General features: G+C 62.7%; 18 protein-coding genes. All 18 read right to left on the minus strand.

Annotated elements, in window-relative coordinates:
* Window positions 1-27 precede the first annotated feature (27 nt).
* The 18 genes from GGI48_RS08630 to GGI48_RS08725 all read right to left on the minus strand — a co-directional run bounded on the left by GGI48_RS08630 (window position 28) and on the right by GGI48_RS08725 (window position 15,924).
* Window positions 28-1,443 carry a phage tail tape measure protein gene (locus tag GGI48_RS08630; RefSeq protein WP_179597865.1) on the minus strand — a complete coding sequence of 472 codons (1,416 nt, stop codon included), beginning with the start codon at window positions 1,441-1,443 and terminating at the stop codon, window positions 28-30.
* 59 nt (window positions 1,444-1,502) lie between these two features.
* On the minus strand, window positions 1,503-1,757 hold the full coding sequence (locus GGI48_RS08635; protein WP_019093181.1) for a hypothetical protein: 255 nt from the start codon (window positions 1,755-1,757) through the stop codon (window positions 1,503-1,505).
* 29 nt (window positions 1,758-1,786) lie between these two features.
* Window positions 1,787-2,137 (minus strand): phage tail assembly chaperone family protein, TAC, encoded by a 351-nt coding sequence (locus GGI48_RS08640; RefSeq protein ID WP_016964891.1) that lies wholly within the window; start codon window positions 2,135-2,137, stop codon window positions 1,787-1,789.
* A gap of 8 nt (window positions 2,138-2,145) precedes the next feature.
* Window positions 2,146-2,637 carry a phage tail tube protein gene (locus GGI48_RS08645; RefSeq protein WP_179597867.1) on the minus strand — a complete coding sequence of 164 codons (492 nt, stop codon included), beginning with the start codon at window positions 2,635-2,637 and terminating at the stop codon, window positions 2,146-2,148.
* A 90-nt stretch (window positions 2,638-2,727) separates the two neighbouring features.
* Window positions 2,728-2,919, minus strand: a complete 192-nt coding sequence (locus tag GGI48_RS08650) for a hypothetical protein (RefSeq protein WP_019093183.1) — start codon at window positions 2,917-2,919, stop codon at window positions 2,728-2,730.
* Between the two features lie 66 nt (window positions 2,920-2,985).
* A complete protein-coding gene (locus GGI48_RS08655; protein ID WP_179597869.1) occupies window positions 2,986-4,137 on the minus strand; it encodes a glycosyl hydrolase family 18 protein in 1,152 nt (383 codons plus the stop codon).
* Between the two features lie 105 nt (window positions 4,138-4,242).
* A complete protein-coding gene (locus tag GGI48_RS08660) occupies window positions 4,243-5,286 on the minus strand; it encodes a phage late control D family protein (protein ID WP_179597871.1) in 1,044 nt (347 codons plus the stop codon).
* Between the two features lie 61 nt (window positions 5,287-5,347).
* On the minus strand, window positions 5,348-5,554 hold the full coding sequence (locus GGI48_RS08665; protein WP_060842619.1) for a tail protein X: 207 nt from the start codon (window positions 5,552-5,554) through the stop codon (window positions 5,348-5,350).
* The gene (locus GGI48_RS08670; RefSeq protein WP_103741615.1) at window positions 5,529-6,374 is read right to left on the minus strand and encodes a phage tail protein; all 846 of its coding nucleotides are present in this window, start codon (window positions 6,372-6,374) and stop codon (window positions 5,529-5,531) included. The genes GGI48_RS08665 and GGI48_RS08670 overlap by 26 nt, the downstream gene beginning before the upstream one ends.
* Before the next feature lie 9 nt (window positions 6,375-6,383).
* Window positions 6,384-9,008 (minus strand): phage tail tape measure protein, encoded by a 2,625-nt coding sequence (locus GGI48_RS08675; protein WP_179597873.1) that lies wholly within the window; start codon window positions 9,006-9,008, stop codon window positions 6,384-6,386.
* A 141-nt stretch (window positions 9,009-9,149) separates the two neighbouring features.
* On the minus strand, window positions 9,150-9,455 hold the full coding sequence (locus GGI48_RS08680; protein WP_179597875.1) for a phage tail assembly protein: 306 nt from the start codon (window positions 9,453-9,455) through the stop codon (window positions 9,150-9,152).
* A 12-nt stretch (window positions 9,456-9,467) separates the two neighbouring features.
* The gene (locus GGI48_RS08685) at window positions 9,468-9,977 is read right to left on the minus strand and encodes a phage major tail tube protein (protein ID WP_016965333.1); all 510 of its coding nucleotides are present in this window, start codon (window positions 9,975-9,977) and stop codon (window positions 9,468-9,470) included.
* A gap of 12 nt (window positions 9,978-9,989) precedes the next feature.
* The gene (locus GGI48_RS08690) at window positions 9,990-11,156 is read right to left on the minus strand and encodes a phage tail sheath family protein (protein WP_016965334.1); all 1,167 of its coding nucleotides are present in this window, start codon (window positions 11,154-11,156) and stop codon (window positions 9,990-9,992) included.
* A gap of 101 nt (window positions 11,157-11,257) precedes the next feature.
* On the minus strand, window positions 11,258-11,686 hold the full coding sequence (locus tag GGI48_RS08695) for a phage tail assembly chaperone (RefSeq protein ID WP_260620640.1): 429 nt from the start codon (window positions 11,684-11,686) through the stop codon (window positions 11,258-11,260).
* A 12-nt stretch (window positions 11,687-11,698) separates the two neighbouring features.
* Window positions 11,699-14,116 (minus strand): phage tail protein, encoded by a 2,418-nt coding sequence (locus GGI48_RS31150; RefSeq protein WP_260620641.1) that lies wholly within the window; start codon window positions 14,114-14,116, stop codon window positions 11,699-11,701.
* Entirely contained in the window at window positions 14,113-14,718 is a 606-nt protein-coding gene (locus tag GGI48_RS08715; RefSeq protein WP_179597877.1) for a phage tail protein I, read from the minus strand. Before GGI48_RS08715 ends, GGI48_RS31150 begins: the two co-directional genes overlap by 4 nt.
* 1 nt (window position 14,719) lies before the next feature.
* A complete protein-coding gene (locus GGI48_RS08720; protein ID WP_179597879.1) occupies window positions 14,720-15,601 on the minus strand; it encodes a baseplate J/gp47 family protein in 882 nt (293 codons plus the stop codon).
* The gene (locus GGI48_RS08725; protein WP_016965340.1) at window positions 15,598-15,924 is read right to left on the minus strand and encodes a GPW/gp25 family protein; all 327 of its coding nucleotides are present in this window, start codon (window positions 15,922-15,924) and stop codon (window positions 15,598-15,600) included. The genes GGI48_RS08720 and GGI48_RS08725 overlap by 4 nt, the downstream gene beginning before the upstream one ends.
* Between the last annotated feature and the right edge of the window lie 2 nt (window positions 15,925-15,926).

The raw sequence follows: 15,926 nt of genomic DNA on the forward strand, positions 1-15,926 counted from the left end.
GGCGTGAGCCGTTGCGGCCGCTGGAAATCAGCGGCCGTTGATGACGGACCAGATCTGGCCGCCCGGTTTCAGGTCTCGGGCGATCTGTTCGGCCGCGCCCTGCTTCGCCGCGCTGGCGTAGGCATTGGCCAGGCTCTGGGAGTTCGTGCCTGCCCCCGAGGCACCGGCCTGTCCGTCGGGTACGTTGATGGTTTGCTGGATGACCACCTGCTGGTTGCTGGTGGTGCCGGATTGTCCCCCGCCCAGCGCAACGACCCCCAACGAGCCATCTGAACCACGACTCAGGGGCATGATTGCTTCTGGGCCGGACTCACCGAATAGGGCCATTGGAGCCAACGTTGGAGCGGTGGCTACCGTGTTGGTGAAGGCACCGCCCTTGGCATGAGGAAATACAGGAGGGGACAGGCTGGACGCATCGACCTGCGGCGTGAATACAGTCGTGGCGCCATCAACCGTGAACGCGCTTGAAGTCGGGGTAGCGCTGGGCCAAAAACTCATCACTGCCGAGCCGACCATTCCAAACAACGAACTCAACGCTTTGGACGCCGCCGTCTTCGCCGCCAACATCGCCATGTCCTTGAGCACCGACTTGGCGAAATCGGAAAAGGAGAACTTGCCCGTGGTAGCGAACTGGAGGATCGCGGCATCCATCTGCTCAAACGCACTGGTGAACACCGCCTTCGACTGAGCGGCGACGTTACCGGCGTTATTCATGTAGTCATCCAAAGCCGACGAGGCACCATTTTTCCAGTCGCCGAGTGCTTCGCTCATCTGTACATAGTTGCTTTGAATCTGCAGGGCCATGTCACTGTGCTTGGTCTTCAACTCATCAAGCTTGGTGGCATAGTCGTCTCCCTGTTCGGCCCCACGGCCATAGGCATCTCCCGCCGGGAACTTGATCCCCGACTTGTCGGCATAGGTCGCTGGCGACTGAACCGCGCCTTGAGGAAATTGCTTATCCAGAGCCTTGCGCGCCAACGCATATTCTTCATCGTTCGCGCTAAGTTGTGCGGCCAGCGCCTGTTGACGACTCCCCCTGCCTAACTGAGAGACCGCTAGAGCACCTGAATTACGCAGTTTCTCCATCTCGTCGGAGTACGCCCCCAGTTTTTTTCCAGATACTTCCAGGGATTGCGCGTACTCGGTTCCAGCACTTTTGTTCTGCTGGAGCAGTGCGCTCAAGGAACTTTGACTCTTTACAAAATCATCGGCCGCTCTGGCAGCCGGGTCATAGGCCTTGCGCAGGCCATCAACGGCATTGGAGGTCGCGCCCAACGCGGAAGCAGACGAAGTCGCCAGCGCCTCGGCAATTTTCTTGCTGGCCTCCTCGACACGCCTCTGCATGCTGCGCATGCCTTGGTCGGTAATACGCTGGGCCTTGTCCAGGGCCCGCTCCAGGCTGCCAAGGTCCAGCTGCATGTTCCCTTGGGAAGCAGTTGCCATAGGGTTCTCCGGGTCATGAAAAAACCCGTCGAAACGGGTTTGGGGAAAGTGGCCTGATGTCAGCGCCACTCGTTCATTGCACGTTCGAGTGACAACCCCAAACGTTGTTCGTGAGGCATGAAGTCCAGCAACTCCGCCATGCCTCCGCCCAGCCGGTGGGTCTGCAGCGCCACCAGGGCGCTGCCCGCCTCCAGCCGCCTACCGGTATGCAAGGAACCATATCGGTCGATATAGCGCCCCCATGCCAGGGCTTCCTGGTAGGTCATGCGTTCCTTGGCTTCGGCAATGGTCCGGCCGCCGACTCCGTTCAGCACCAACTCGTGCCAGAACTCATCGGCGGCGGTCAGTTTTTTGCCGCGGCGCCACCGGTGCCATTGACCTCATTCACCGCATTGAGAATCAGGAACCCCAGGGACGGCTCCAGCCCGTAGGCATCGTCGTAGCTCAGGGCTTCCGAGCCGTCAGCGCCCAACGCCACCGACGCAGCGATGTAGCGGGCATTACGGCTCAGCTCGCTGTCACTCTCGGCAAACAGGCGCTCGATAACCCCGAAAGACTGCCGGCGAACATGCAGGGTCAAGGTGTCGGTCACTTCCTTGCCAGTCTTGCTGTCAAGGTGAGTCCAGCTCACCTGTTTCTTCACGGGCAGGGCATCGACGATGCCGCCCTTGGCTTTCAGCTGCTTGAGGTTCATGACGTGGCTCAGGCCTTCTTGATCCAGGTGGAACCGCCGGTGCGCTGAATGGTGACGGTGGTGGTCACTACAGCGTTCAGGGCGAAGTTGAACGGGAAGTCCGAGACGTAGCCGTCGAAGGCGAACCAGGTACGGGTGGTGGGCAGTTCGAAGTTGTCACCCTTGGTATTGAGGGTAGGGACTACACCCTTGCCATCCGACCAGCCCACGACCCATTTGACGCTGGTATCGCCATTGGCTTCGGACAGTTGGTGCAGGCGGATATGGCTGGCGTTGGCCGGGTCGGCGTTCAGCCCGAGGCTGGCAGTGCCTGGAGTGCGCAGGCCCCTCTTGTAGCTGCGTTCTTCAGCGTTGAGGCTGGTGTCTTCGATCTGCTCGGCGGGTGCACCGCCCGGGTCGAAGGAAGTGGCGTGCTCGATTTCCAGCACGGTGTAGGGGCCGCTGCCGGAGACAGGCGGAACCAGGGCAAAGATTTGCGTACCTTGGGTAAGAATCGACATCAGGTGTTCTCCATCAAACAATAAAAAACCCGCGACGGCGGGCTGTGAGTGTTACTCGGGGAGGAAGCTCGAGACGCTGGAACCCTGGGTTCAGGGGGCCGGCGAGCCATCCAGATAAGGGGGAGCGTTGGGGTCTGGCTCGCGACTCTTGATCAAGTCCACCAGTGCCTGATTGCTCTGCGCCAGCAGGCGGATCGCGCTGTTCAAGGCGGCCTGTCCATCGGTCTGGGCCTGGAGCGCAGCGATCAGTCGATTGATCGCCGCAAGGTCTTCGTCATTCATGGGGCAGTACTCTCTATCCGTCGAACGTTAACCGGGGCAGTCCCGGAATTCTGGTACTGGCCTGGCTCACTCCCGCCCCGCCGGCAACAGCTCAGTACCGGCCTTGAGCCCTGCCTGCAGCGCGGTCCAGAACTCGGCATTTTCATAGCCCATGGCCCAGACACTGGTGCCGCCCAGGCCCAGCTTGGCGACCAGTGCGGTCTTGGTCTTGATGCTCGCGGCGTCGTCGTACCAGAGCACCGGTTGTGCGCGCTCCGGGGTCCATTCCACGCCATCGGCGAAGCTCTTGACCGGGCCCCAGGTGGCGTAAGGCGTGGCGGAGGCGGCATCCCGGTGGGTGACGGCGCGGTGCTCGGCCATCACTTCCTGATAGGCCGACCAATGCACTCGGTTGCCAATGCTGTAGTCCTGACCGTAGGCCGGCAGCCCGGCCAGGACCTTGCTCGGCGCAACTTGCGACACGGCGTAGCTGAGCAGCACCTGCTGCCAGTCGGCACCGGACACGGGGCCGGGCCAGACTTCGTCGTGGAAACCGCCGCTGCTCCAGCCGGGGCCGACCTGGTCGTAGGTCATGACCTGGAAGTAATCCACCGCCGCGCCCAGGGCCTTATAGTCGTAGCCGTGCAGGTACTCGGGCTCGCGGTCGCTGGACTTGGGCGGGACGCTGATGATCAGTTTCTTGCCGCTGGCATGCAGGGCGTTGCCCAGGGCTTTGACATAGGCGGAAAAGGCCTTGGCGTTCCTTGGCTCGACCTTTTCGAAGTCCAGGTTGATCCCGGCAAAACCGCCCTCCTTGGCCAGCCTCACCAGTTGCTTGATGCTGCCGGCACTCAAGGTCTTGTCGTTGACGATGGAGTGGGAAATGGCCGGGTCGAAATCAGCAATGCCCTCGTTGTAGTCGGAGACGGTGGGGTACAGCGGCAGCGATTTGGACTGGGCGAAGCGAATGATGTTTTCGCTGGTTGGGTTCATCCCTTCCTGATGCAACTGGCCGGTGACGGTCAGCCCGTAGGTGCTGCCCAGACCAACAGCAGAAAGGTGGCGGTGGAACGCTTGCAGGTTGCTGTAGGACGCTTCGACCTGGCCATCGGTGTAGGCCAGGACAAAGGGCTCGGCATGGGCTGCGGTTGCCAGCAACAGAGTGCAGCCAGCGATCAATGCCTGAAAAAAATGCCGGATGCCTCGCTTCGGGGCCGGGTTGCTGAAGCCTGGATTCATGAATACTCCTGCGGACTTTCCGCGTGGATTGAAAGGAAGTGAATGCGGGATCGGGGGCGATCCGAATGAGCCGCTCGCGAGGATGCTCGCGGCACCACTGAAGGGTTAAAGCTGCACCACCCTGAGTGGTTTTTTGGCGGGGGTTTTCTTGGCCTTGGCTTTGGCCTTGCCTTGCTTGCCGCCGTTGCATTCGACCGTGGTGCTCCACCCCGACGGGTTGAACAGTTGCTCCACCGAGTCCACCAGGTACTCGCCGTCCAGTCCGGCCTTGAAGCCCTGGGCATTGATCAGGCGCTCGGCAAATAGGTCGGTGCGCCCGGGCATTTCCAGGCGCAGGCTGGCGCTGCTGCGGTTGAAGGCTGCCAAGCGGGCCTTGGCCGCTTGCTCGGCGGCGGACTTGTTGGGGTACAGGTGCCGATCGGTGTGCACCGCCGGCACGCTGGCCGGTGAGTCGCTGTTGCCCAGGTCGATGACCTTGAGCGTGCCGCTCTTCGGGTCCTGATGCTTGGTCTGCACCGCCTTGTGGGTGCTGCTGTCACTGAAGCGGAACTGATAACGGCTGACGTCGCGACGGCTGAGGCTGACAACGCCCAGGGCCTTGCCGCTGGCACTCAATCCGGACTGCCGGGGCAGCACCAGCAACCTGCCTTCGGCCACCTTGGCGGTACAGTCGTACTGCCGGGCCAGGCGGGTGATGAAGTTGAAGTCGGACTCGTTGAGCTGGTCGATCCGCGGCACCTTGGTCGCCACCGGACAGACCGCCTGCCAGCCATTGCGGGCTGCCAGATCGCGGACTATCTGCGCCAGCGCCACGTTCTCCCAGCTGCCGCTGCGGGTGGTCTTGCCACTGCCGCGCATGTCGCTGGCCTTGCCGCGGATCTCGATGGAATCCGGCGGCCCGTTGACCACCACTTCATCCACCGTGTAGCGCCCCAGGCGGGTCAATGCCTGCCCGGCATAGCCGAGGAACACTTCGATGGCGGCGCCACGACTGGGCAAGGCGACCGCACCGTCACGGTCATCGATGCGCAGTTCGAACTCATCCGCTTCCATTCCCGGTTTGTCCAGGGTGCGCAGGGTCAGCAGCCGGTCATTGATCTGCGCGGTGATGTCGCTGCCATCGGCGAGGATGCGAAAGACCGGGGTCATGGCCTGTGCTCCAGAAAATGAAGACCCCGCACGCAGCGGGGTCTGTTGAGTGGAGGCAAGGTCAGTCCCATAGCTGAACCATCGCCTCTGTGCGAATCGGAAGCTCCGGTAGCAGGATCAGTACCCCGGCCCGCAGGGGTTGTGGCTCATCGGCCAGGCCCTGATTGGCGTCCAGCACCGCCTCGACGCTGCCATTGAGGTGCCCGTAGTAGCGATGACACAGGGTGTCGAGCAGATCACCGTCAGAGGTTCTGCAGGTCGTTGCCATAGCTCACAAACTCCAGTGAAAACCCTTGTTTGCGGGGAATACCACCCGCCAGCAGGTGGCTCTGTTCCTCGTCGATGCTGGTGAGGCACCAGGTGCCCAGCACTTCACCGTAGCCCGTGGTCAGGCTCAGGGGCTGCAAGCGCCGGCCAATGCTGCGCAACGCCTGCAACTGCCCCAGCCCGCCCTTGAACCCTGGAAAGATCGCGCCCTTGAGGGAGATCTTGTCGTCGCCCTGCCCCACCGCCTGCTGCGCAATGCTGCGGCTCAGGCGCTCCTGGGCCGCCCAGCGAAAGCCGGTTTGCCGGCGCAGCTCATCGAAGGCCGCGGTATCGAGGTTGAAGTAGAACGGCTCGGCCGCGGCCCCCAGGGGCTGCAGGATCAGCAGGTGCGGGAAGGGTTTCACCGCCTCCGCCGCCGGGGTGTCCTGAGGCGCCAGCGCGCCGGAAGGAAAGATATTGCCCAGGGCCGGGCTGATCTGCCCGCCGATGCGGTTGATCGCCGCGCCGGCCTTGGCCACCTGTTCCTGCAAGGCGCCAAGACGCTGCTGCATCTGCCCCGCCACGGTCACGGCCTGGCTGTACTTGGCCGCGACTTCACCCACCGCCGACTGCGCCGCGCCGATGCTGCGCATCGTGCGTTGCAGCTTGGCGCCCAGCACCGGGCCGACCCAGGGCAGATTTTCCAGCTCCGAGGCGGCGCCAGTGATGTCGCTGATGGCGCCGTTCATGGGCCCCAGCATTTCATCGGCGCTGCGCCGCCCCGCCTCCGCTGCCGCCACCAGGGACGTGAGCCCCGATTGCAGCTGTTCCATATAGGCCATGCCGCCTCCTTAAACGTGTGCCGCGTCGAACAACTGACGACCCGCCGCCTGACGGCTGTATTCGTCGAACTGAAAGCGCAGATAGGGTTCCAGCTCCCGGGCCAATTGCGCCGGATCTCTGACATCGCCCTGCACCGAAATCGACAGGTAAGGCGCGAAGCTGAACTGCTGTTCGATCGCCGGTGGCGTCGCCGATTTGAACGGCTCCGGAGGATTACTCAGCGAAAGGCTCGACGCCGACGGTGCCGGACTGGCCAGCGAACGCGCGGCCTGCCCCATCAGCGGAGGCGCCTGGCCCGGCTGGAAGGACTTGGCGATATCGCCCATCACCGGCGGGATGTTCTGCCCGGCGTTGCGCATCATCAGCGGACCGGCTGCGGGCATTTGCTTGAGCGAGTCGTCGGAGCCGAACAGTTTTTTGCCCAAGGCCCCACCAGCGGCAGAACCGCCCCAGGCGCCCAGTGCACCGCCCACCAGCCCACCAATAACAGTACCGATGACCGGCACCACGGAACCAATGGCGGCCCCTGCTGCTGCTCCGACAGCGGCGCCTGCAAGATTGCCTGCCGCCTCGCCATAGCCTTCGGCTTTTTCATCCTGGGTCTTGGCATTCAGATAGGTGTCCGCAACCTGGAAACCGGCACCGAGCACCGATAGGATCGCGCCGCCCTTGAGCAAAGGTGCGAACCCTTTGGCCACAGAGCCAGCGCCTTTCAGTGCGGCACCGGCCACGCCAGACCTGACCGCCCCTCTGGGCATTTTTTCCAGACCACTGGGCGTCAAAGGGCTCTTGCCACCTTGAATACCCGCCACCCTCGCAGGTGGCTTGCGCCTGTCAGCCTTACGCCCACCACGGCCCCGACGGCGTTGCTTGTCCAAGCCGCAGTCGATCATGGGCGCGCAACAGTCAATGCCTAGCGCATTGCGACCGGGCGCTCGCTTTCTCGCCTTTGGCTTGCCTGCAAGCTCACAGCAGTCAATGCCTCCCGCACTGCGGCCAGGCGCTCGCTTTGCCGCCTTGGGGTCAACCTTCAACCCACCACGCAAGACATTGATCAGGCCCTTGCCCATGGTGTAGACCGCCATGAGCTTTTGCACCGCGACATACGCGGCGCCCAAAGCGACCACACCCTGCACCAACGATGGGTTGTGCTCTGCCAGCTCGGTCAGCTTGCCGACCACCACGGTGATGCTTTTGGCCACCAGATCCGTAGCCGGTTGCAGGGCCTGCCCCACGACCCGCTGGCCTTCGTCGATGGCTTGACCTGCTTCAGCCCACAACTGCTTGGAGGCTTCTCGACGCTCCGCGAGGTTCCTGGCGAGAACGCCAGAGGCGCTCAACGAGTCCTTCTTCACCTGCTCGTACTGCTGCCGGCCCTGGGTCTGGGCCAGCAAGGCCGCCTTGATCTGCATATCGGTAAACAGGTCGCCGGTACGCAGGGACTCTTCCAGAGCCTCAAGCATGGCCTTGGCCTTCGCCGGGTCGGTTTCCTTGCTGATCTGCGCCTGAGCCTCGGCCATCTTCGCCGCCTTGGCCGGGTCGATGGCCCTGACGTAGCGCATGGCCAGGGCAAAGCTCGCCTCCAGGCTCGACATGCCCTTCTGGATACCGGTGTTCAGCGAAGCCTGATAATCAATGCCGGCGTCTTCATAAGCCTTGACCGCCTCGCTGGAACCGATTTTTTCGATCCAGTTCTGCAGTTGGCCTGCGGCCTCGTCAGGACTTGCGGCGGTGTTCATCTGCACCTGCAGCATCGATCCCAGCTGACTCACCGCCTCCATGCCGGTGAGTCCTTCCGCGCTTGCGCTCTTGAGCAGCGCCGGGAGCAAGCGCGCCATGTCGGCCGCCTCGAAGTTGCCGGCCTGCCCCTGCAGAGCGATGGCCTCCAGAGCCTGCTCCATGACCTTGGGATCGCTGATCCCGGCCTTGAGCTCCAGGGCCCGCAACAGCTTCGCCGTGTCGTCGACACTCGCGCCCTGCCCCACCGCAAACTTGGCGGCCAGCCCTGCGTAGCCTTGTGCCTTGTCCAGCGACATGCCGCTGGCCATCATCTGGCTCACCAGAGCCGCCACATCGTTACGGGCCATGCCCGTGTCACGGGAGGTCTGAATCACCGTGCGGCTCAGCTGCGCTTCCTGTGGCTGGTTGGCCACACCGGCCTTGATCGCCATATCGCGGATCAGCGCTTGATAATCGGCACTGATCTTGACCGGGGCGCGCAGTTTATCGACGCCGAACTTTGCCCAGTCATAAGCCGCCTTGAAGTCGGCCTTGCCCTGGGCAACCTGCTGCAGTCCTCGGGCCTGAAGCGCCGAGCCCCGCGCCACATTGCCCAGCGCTTGATATTCCTGGCGCAGCTTGTGCACCTCAATACCCTGCTGGCGCAGCCCGTTGCGGCTCTCCTCCAACCGGCGCAACAGCCCGGCTGCGGAAGCGGCGCCGGTGTCATGGGCCTTCTTCCATTCATCCTGCAGACGCAGGGTCTGGCCGAGGGTTTTCTCCAGCACCCGAGCCTTGCTGCCCTGTTGCTCCAGCTGTTTGATCCGGCCTTCCACCGTCTTGAAGGCGGCGTCCCACGTCGAACTGAGGGCCGTACCTATCACCACCAGCTCCGATACCAGCTTGTTCGCCATCTGCGTCTCCTGCTCCTTGGGTGATGGGCTCAATCCGTGAGCCACCAGACCATGTCGGAAAACCTCATGGTCATGATTTCCTCGGCGGAAAAATGCAGCTCGCGAGCGAGCCGTTTCGCCGCCACCTTCATCACCGCCGGATCAAAGCTCGTCGTCTTGCACCAGGCGAAAATAGCCGGCCTGCAGGCGCTGATAATCCTTGAGCGCCATGTTCTCCAGGTCCTTGGTGCTGATCTGCGCGAGGCTGGCAAACAGCATCAGCTCGCGCTGTTCATCGTCACCCACGCTGGCGGCACTGGCGGCGCGCACATCACGCACCGTCGGCGCGCGCAGGGTGAGCCGGTCGCAGACCACGCCGTTCATCTCCACCGGCTTGCTCAACGCCACCATCACGCTGTCGCTGCTCAGGGTCATCCAGGCCGGGGTCTTGTCGCTTGCTTGAGACATGAGGTGTCTTCCTTACAGGCCCAGGGCCGAACGTTGCGCGGCGAGCTGGTCGACGCCGTTGATCACGCGCTTCATGCCCAGGGCATCGATCTCGTAGATCAGGCGACCGTCGACTTCCAGCTTGTAGTAGGTCAGGGCCACGTTGTGCTTGATCTCGGCCTTGTCGCCGGACTTCCAGTCGCCCATGTCGACCTCTTTGAGCAGACCGCGCAGGGTCACGATCACCGGGGTGACCTTGCCCTTGAGGCCCTTGAAGGCGCCACGGAACACACCGTTGAAACCGCTGCCATCGGCCAGGCCGAACATCTTCAGCGACTCGCGGCGCACGCCGGTGGTGGTGAAGCCGGCCTCTTGTTTCTCCATGCCCATGTCCAGTTCCACCGGCACATCCATGCCACCGACGCGGTGTTCCTCGGTCTTGAGGGTCAACTTGGGCAGGGTCAGGCTCGGCACGTCGCCTTGAAAGCTGATGCCATCGACGAACAGGTTCATGTTCGCCAGGGTTTCGGGAATCATTGCCATTGCTGCGGCTCCTTAAGCGGCTTGGTCGAGGACTTCGGTCAACCATTGGTTGGTGACCTCGACCCGGAAGTGGGGGTTTTCGGCGGGCGGTACGTCGGTGAAGCGGATGTTCCAGTACACCTTGCCCTGCTCCAGCTGGCTGGCGGTGTTGAGCTCGGTGTCGGCGTAGACCTCGAAATTGATGATCGCGCCCTGGTTCTTCAGATCACGCATGAACGCCTGCAGGCCCTCGGTGACGTCCTTGACGTAGGTCGCGGTGATCGAACGGTCCACAGCCCATTTGTGGCCGAAGAGGATGGCGTCCATGACGATGTCCATGGTCCGCACCCGGGTGACGAAGGCCCATTTCGGATCGCTGGACAGCGTGCGGTTGCCCCACAGGCGGAAGCCCGCATCCCGAATGATGGTGGTGATGTTGGCGTTGTTCAGCAGGTTGGCGCGGCAGGTTTCATCGCCGTCGAGGAACTCGATCGGCCGCGTGGTGCCGGTGATGCCGACGAACTCCTTGTTCGACGGCGAGGCCCAGAACCCGTACTCGTTGTCGGTCCAGGCGAACAGCCCGGCGACCCAGGCCGAAGCCGGCGCATCGACGGTGGCATTGGCGCCGTTGTCCCAGTGCTGAACACCCGGATCGACCATATAGGCACGCTTGGCGCCGAAGTTCTTGGCGTAGGCCATGGCCGCTTCGTCGGTGGTATTGGGACCATCGAGAATGGCCAGGCCACGCAGCTTGTCCGCCAGAGCCACCAGGGCGGTGCCGATGGCCAGGGTCGAGCTGTGCTTGGGGGTGACCAGCAGACGTGGCTGGGCGTTGAAACGGCTCTTGCCGTCCAGCAGCGCCTGCAGCCCGGTACGCTTACCGTCGGCCAGCACCCCGCCGATGATCGCCGAAGTCTGCTCGGCCGCATCGGTCATCTTGGCCACGCCACAAGCGACGATCACCGCCTTGGCCCGCTGGTAGATGGCCTGGCAGGCCTTGGTGATGGCCGCATCCGGGCCCCAGGCGGCAATGGCCTCACGCTCGTTGGTGATCAGCAGCAGCTCGTTGGCCTTGGCAGCGGCGGTCGGGCCTTCGGTGAAGGTGTCCACCAGGCCGATGATCGAAGACGACGGCAGCGAAATGGTGCGCGTGCCGGTGTCGACGTTGGTGACGGTAACGCCGTGGAAAAAACCACTCATGGATAAACTCCAGACATGAAAAAGCCCCGGGTGAAGGGGGCTCGTAGGGATGATTGATTAGTGGGAAGCGGGAAACAAAACGCCCCGCTGGTGCGGGGCGTTTACTGGGTTTGTTCGGCGATCCAGGAGGGGGCTACTGGACGATGCTCGGCTTGTGGAAAGTCCGGGGATTGGGGCCAGTCGCGTAGGGATTGCATGTACACAAGCAACTCCTTGAACTGCTCACCGGTCAGCGTCGTGGCTGTCGCGATTTCGAGCTGGTCACGGTGCCGCTCGCGTAGCCACATGACAGATGCCAGCTCTGCATCGCGCCACTGGCGTTCCTGTGCTGCTGGATCCGGAAGCACCTCGGGGGCATCGATCAGATAGGGCAGCCCGTGCTCATCGTGAGCACGGATCTTCCCTGGGGGAGGGTTACCGATTACCGACAGATAAAGCGCTTCGGGTATCTCCATCACATCATCCGGCATCAGTGAATGCACGCCCTGCAAGTAGGAGGTTTGAGTAGTTTGACTATAGAAACGTTTCATAGATGCCACTCCTTAACTGCCCAGCGCTATCCAACGAACAGCTACACCGTTTGCGAATGAGCCATTGAGCGAAGCTGTCATTTTCATCGAGTTTGAAGTCATTGCCCCTCGTGTAACCGTGTAATTACCAATGGCATTACCCACCACCGTGGCAACTTCTGCGAGAGAACCAGTCGGCCAGGCGATTGGCATTGACACCGAGATATTATCTGCAGCGGTTCCGGATGATGTTGCCGCGCCCCACTGAATAATCAGACCACCGAGCCAGGAAGGAAACGCAATGTATCCATTCGTCGCGAGGCTAATTGAGAAGCCCCACCGCAGCTTCTTCGGTGTTGCAAGGACAAAATCGTTCGCGCTATCAAGCATTTGCGCAGTGGTTGAGACTTTTGCCGTGCCCTGATTGATCTCAGTAGCCTGGGCCGCCAGCGGGGCAAGAGCCGCAACATCGATGTTTCCCTGATTAACTGGCGCGCTCCACGCCTTGATGCACCACATCACCGCCAAGTTGCACGGGCGGGTTTCACTACCGGAGTTCGCTAACTTCAGGCCATGTCCGGACCAGTCATACGCCAGCTTCTTAGACCATGTGCCATCATCTGGAATCGACATATCCATGTAGGTTCCGATGTCATACCCCCCCTCCATTCTGACTTTAGATAACGTGTTTGACATCGACGCTTGATAGGTGCCAAGCGCTCGCCCTGCATCCACACCACGCCCATGATCCCAACCACGCAGGAACTCACCCCGCGACTCGGGCAGGCGAAAGTTACCTGCGCCCTCATCGCCCTTGTTGAAAGTGGTTCCCAGATACGCGGCGAGATCTGGATAAGCGGCAATACTGTGCACGCTACCGTTGAGTTCAAGGTAGCCCGCTGGAACCTCAGCCTTGGGAAATGGAATGATGGCGCCGACAGGGTGCGCAGACTTGAGTGCTGCCAGTTCCTTTACCAGCGCCGCTACGTCGATATTTCCCTGATTGATGGGCGCGCTCCACGCCTTGATGCACCACATCACCGCGAGGTTACGTGGACGAGTTTCAGTGCCACCTGTAAGGCCCGTAAGCGACCGGTATGAAGTCGTTGAACCATACCCCTGCGTTGCTACGGTCGTTGTCAACTCAGTGCCATCAAGGGCCGCAGCAGCTACGGCCGGATCTGTAAATGCAACGACAGTGCGGTGTTTATGCCCTTGTAAATCGTAATTTTGATAGCTTCCAATATTTCGACCAGCATCTGCTCCACGCCCATGATCCCACCCGCGCAAAAACTCACCCCGGGACTCGGGCAAGCGGAAGTTTCCCGCCCCCTCGTCACCCTTGTTGAAGGTGGTCCCCAGGTACGCCGCAAGGTCTGGGTAGGCAGCAATGCTCTGCACACTGCCATCAATCTCCAGAAACCCCGGCGGCACGCTGGCTCTGGGAAACGCCACCATCGAGCCCACCGGCAACGATGACGACTGGGCCACAATCGACTCGATCTCGGCCTTGGTGTAGGTGTCGGTAATGCCATGCCCGGCCAGGGTGCTCGGGTTGGTCCCGGCGATCACCCGGCCGTACTTGTCGACCGTGACGTTGGCATAGGAGCCCGCACTGATACCGGTTCGCCCTATGGCCATCTCGAAGGCCAGCGGCGTGGTGCCGAGGACAATCGGCCCGTCGGTGACCAACTGCCAGACGCTGTCGCCGTTGACCGTGCCCTTCTCGATGCTGACGAACAGCCCGGGGGTGACCTCCAGGCTGGTGTCCGCATCCTGGGCTCGGGTCCAGACGCCCGTCGACGACACCACATACAGCCCGTTGTCCTTGGCCTGGGCCTGGTTTTTCACCAGTACCCGGGCATCGGCCGGCAGCAGCACGCCGTCGATGGCCTGAATCCCGCTCAAGGCGATGTTGGCGGTGGTGGCCACCAGCGCCGAGTGCTTGAAGTCCAGCTTGGCCAGGGCCTCGATCACCGCACTATCGACATACTCGCGGGTGGCCAGGACCACCGCCGGATCGATCTTCAACACGATCTGCGCGGTGTTGGCGACGATGAAGTTCATGCGGATGACTTGGGTCTTGCCGGTGCCCTGGGCCAGCAGGGGCTTGAAGCTCGGGGCGCAGTTGGCCACTGCCACCAGGTCGCCGTCGGCGTCGAACAGGCCGATCTCGCGGATCCAGCGTCCGCCGACATCAGGTGGGATCACTTGCTCGGTGATGATGATGTTGGGGTTGGCCGGGTCGGTGCGCACCTGGTTGACCGGGGCGCGGCGCCATTCGTTGATCAGCTTGGTCTGAGCCCGGTTCGGGATGGGGTCGGTGCCGTTGGCATCGCCGACCGCCATTTCCTTGAAGGTCCAGGGCGTGCCCAGGGCCGTGGCGTTGGCCTGTTTCGCCTCGCCCACCGCCGTGAGAATGGCGAAGAACTGACTGTTGGAATCAATCATGAGTACACATCCAGGGTGTCTGTTTCATCAATACACATGACCTGGCCATAACGACCGGTCACTTCAATGTCGCGGGGTGTCGGGGGATAAACGTCGAGCACTTCGCCTTGATCCACGTAGGCGCCGTAACCAATCACTCCAGAGGTTTCCAGGCTGATGGCCAGGCCGGTCATGTGCCGGCTGACCGGTCTGGCGTCGTCGATCAGCCGGGTCAGCTCCTGGTACATCTGTTCGGTGATACCGGTGTCCAGAACGCCAACTTTCAGGGCAAAGGTAGCCGGTTCGCCTTCAGGGACTGTCTGCCACCATTCGACCACTTCGATCAGGTAGCCCAGCGGTTCCACCACTCGCCGCAGTGCACCGAGGGTGCCTTTGCGGGCGTGGATGAAGTAGGAGGCGCGAATGGCGTTGCGCTTGACCGTCTCGCTCCAGCCCGGATCCCAGCGATCCACCGACCAGGCCCAGGCCAGTTGCGGCAGCAGGTGCACCGGGCAGGTCGCCGGGTCGTACAGAGTGCGCAGCATGATGGCGCTGTCACCGCTACCGGCCGCCTCCAGGGCGCGCTCCAGCGGGGTGCTGTTGATCGGCAGTAGGCTGCTCATCTCAGCTCCCCAACTTGACGCTGTAGCCGATGCAGTACGCCGCCTGGGCTTTGCTCGGGGTGATGTCCTGCCAATCGGCAAGGTCGACCCGGGCCACGCCGGCCACATGCAACTGTGCATCGATGGCCGAACGGGCCACCTCGATGCCCAGGCGCCGACGTGGGTTGATCCAGGCCGCCAGCCTGCGCTCGGCCTCGGCCAGGGCCGCATCACTTTCCGGCCCTGGCCCCTTCATGTGCAGCACGGCGTCGATGCGATAGGGCAACACTTGCGCACTCTGCACCGTGACCCGATCCCCCAGGGGCCGCACGTCCTCATCGTTGAGGGCCGCAGCGACTGTCGCCAGCAGCTCGGGAGCGGCCGTGCCGTTGCCTTCCAGGCTCAGCACCGTGACCGTCACCCGGGCCGGCGCCGGGCTTTCGGCCTCGGCATCGGCCACCAGGGCCGAAGCATTGCGGGCATGCAGGATGTAGCTGTTACGCGGCCCGGCGGTGGTCAGCCCTTCGTAGGCCAACTGGATGCGCTCGCGCAGGGCGTCGTCCGACTCCCTGATCTCCTCCAGCGCTGGCACCGCCAAGGGATCGCCGGCCTGGATCACCAGGCGCTGCAGTTTGACGTTGGCCGCCAGGTGATCCAGGTCCGTGCCTTGGGCATGGGCCAGCAGCAATGCCTTGGCGGCGTCGTTGACCCGGGCCCGCAGCAGCATGTCAGCGTAAGCCGAGACTTCCAGCAGTTTGCTCACCGGGTCGCTTTCCAGGTTGGCCGTCCAGTTCTCGCCCATGTGCCGGCGAAAGGTGGCCAGCTTGCCTTGGTACAAGGCCTCGAAGTCCAGGGCTTCAAGCACCTGGGGGGCCGGCAGCGCCGACAGGTCCAACGTACTCATGCCGTCACCTCCAAAACCGTGCTGTTACCCAGGTACTGGCCGGTCAGTTGAAAGCTGATCTGGCCTCCGACCACCGCGACCACGCTGACCCGTTCCAGCTTCAGCCGCGGCTCCCAGCGCAACAGCGCCCGGGCCACTTCGGCCTGCACCGCGCTTTTCCAGCCGCCGGTCACCGGCAGGTCGACATAGCGGCGCAGGTTGCTGCCGTATTCGGGGCGCATCCGCCGGCTGCCCAGGGGCGTGGTCAGGATGTCCTCGATGGACTGCCGCACATGCTCGATGCCGGACAGCGACAGGCCGGTACGGCGATCCATTCCGATCATGG

Origin of the sequence: Pseudomonas protegens (genome assembly GCF_013407925.2) — a bacterium.
Lineage (GTDB): Bacteria > Pseudomonadota > Gammaproteobacteria > Pseudomonadales > Pseudomonadaceae > Aquipseudomonas > Aquipseudomonas fluorescens_AP.

Bases quoted from the DNA above. Each gene is read 5' to 3' on its own strand.
- GGI48_RS08630 (WP_179597865.1), bottom strand. From the start codon at position 1,443: ATGGCAACTGCTTCCCAAGGGAACATGCAGCTGGACCTTGGCAGCCTG.
- GGI48_RS08640 (WP_016964891.1), bottom strand. From the start codon at position 2,137: ATGAACCTCAAGCAGCTGAAAGCCAAGGGCGGCATCGTCGATGCCCTG.
- GGI48_RS08645 (WP_179597867.1), bottom strand. From the start codon at position 2,637: ATGTCGATTCTTACCCAAGGTACGCAAATCTTTGCCCTGGTTCCGCCT.
- GGI48_RS08650 (WP_019093183.1), bottom strand. From the start codon at position 2,919: ATGAATGACGAAGACCTTGCGGCGATCAATCGACTGATCGCTGCGCTC.
- GGI48_RS08655 (WP_179597869.1), bottom strand. From the start codon at position 4,137: ATGAATCCAGGCTTCAGCAACCCGGCCCCGAAGCGAGGCATCCGGCAT.
- GGI48_RS08660 (WP_179597871.1), bottom strand. From the start codon at position 5,286: ATGACCCCGGTCTTTCGCATCCTCGCCGATGGCAGCGACATCACCGCG.
- GGI48_RS08665 (WP_060842619.1), bottom strand. From the start codon at position 5,554: ATGGCAACGACCTGCAGAACCTCTGACGGTGATCTGCTCGACACCCTG.
- GGI48_RS08670 (WP_103741615.1), bottom strand. From the start codon at position 6,374: ATGGCCTATATGGAACAGCTGCAATCGGGGCTCACGTCCCTGGTGGCG.
- GGI48_RS08675 (WP_179597873.1), bottom strand. From the start codon at position 9,008: ATGGCGAACAAGCTGGTATCGGAGCTGGTGGTGATAGGTACGGCCCTC.
- GGI48_RS08680 (WP_179597875.1), bottom strand. From the start codon at position 9,455: ATGTCTCAAGCAAGCGACAAGACCCCGGCCTGGATGACCCTGAGCAGC.
- GGI48_RS08685 (WP_016965333.1), bottom strand. From the start codon at position 9,977: ATGGCAATGATTCCCGAAACCCTGGCGAACATGAACCTGTTCGTCGAT.
- GGI48_RS08690 (WP_016965334.1), bottom strand. From the start codon at position 11,156: ATGAGTGGTTTTTTCCACGGCGTTACCGTCACCAACGTCGACACCGGC.
- GGI48_RS08695 (WP_260620640.1), bottom strand. From the start codon at position 11,686: ATGAAACGTTTCTATAGTCAAACTACTCAAACCTCCTACTTGCAGGGC.
- GGI48_RS31150 (WP_260620641.1), bottom strand. From the start codon at position 14,116: ATGATTGATTCCAACAGTCAGTTCTTCGCCATTCTCACGGCGGTGGGC.
- GGI48_RS08715 (WP_179597877.1), bottom strand. From the start codon at position 14,718: ATGAGCAGCCTACTGCCGATCAACAGCACCCCGCTGGAGCGCGCCCTG.
- GGI48_RS08720 (WP_179597879.1), bottom strand. From the start codon at position 15,601: ATGAGTACGTTGGACCTGTCGGCGCTGCCGGCCCCCCAGGTGCTTGAA.
- GGI48_RS08725 (WP_016965340.1), bottom strand. From the start codon at position 15,924: ATGATCGGAATGGATCGCCGTACCGGCCTGTCGCTGTCCGGCATCGAG.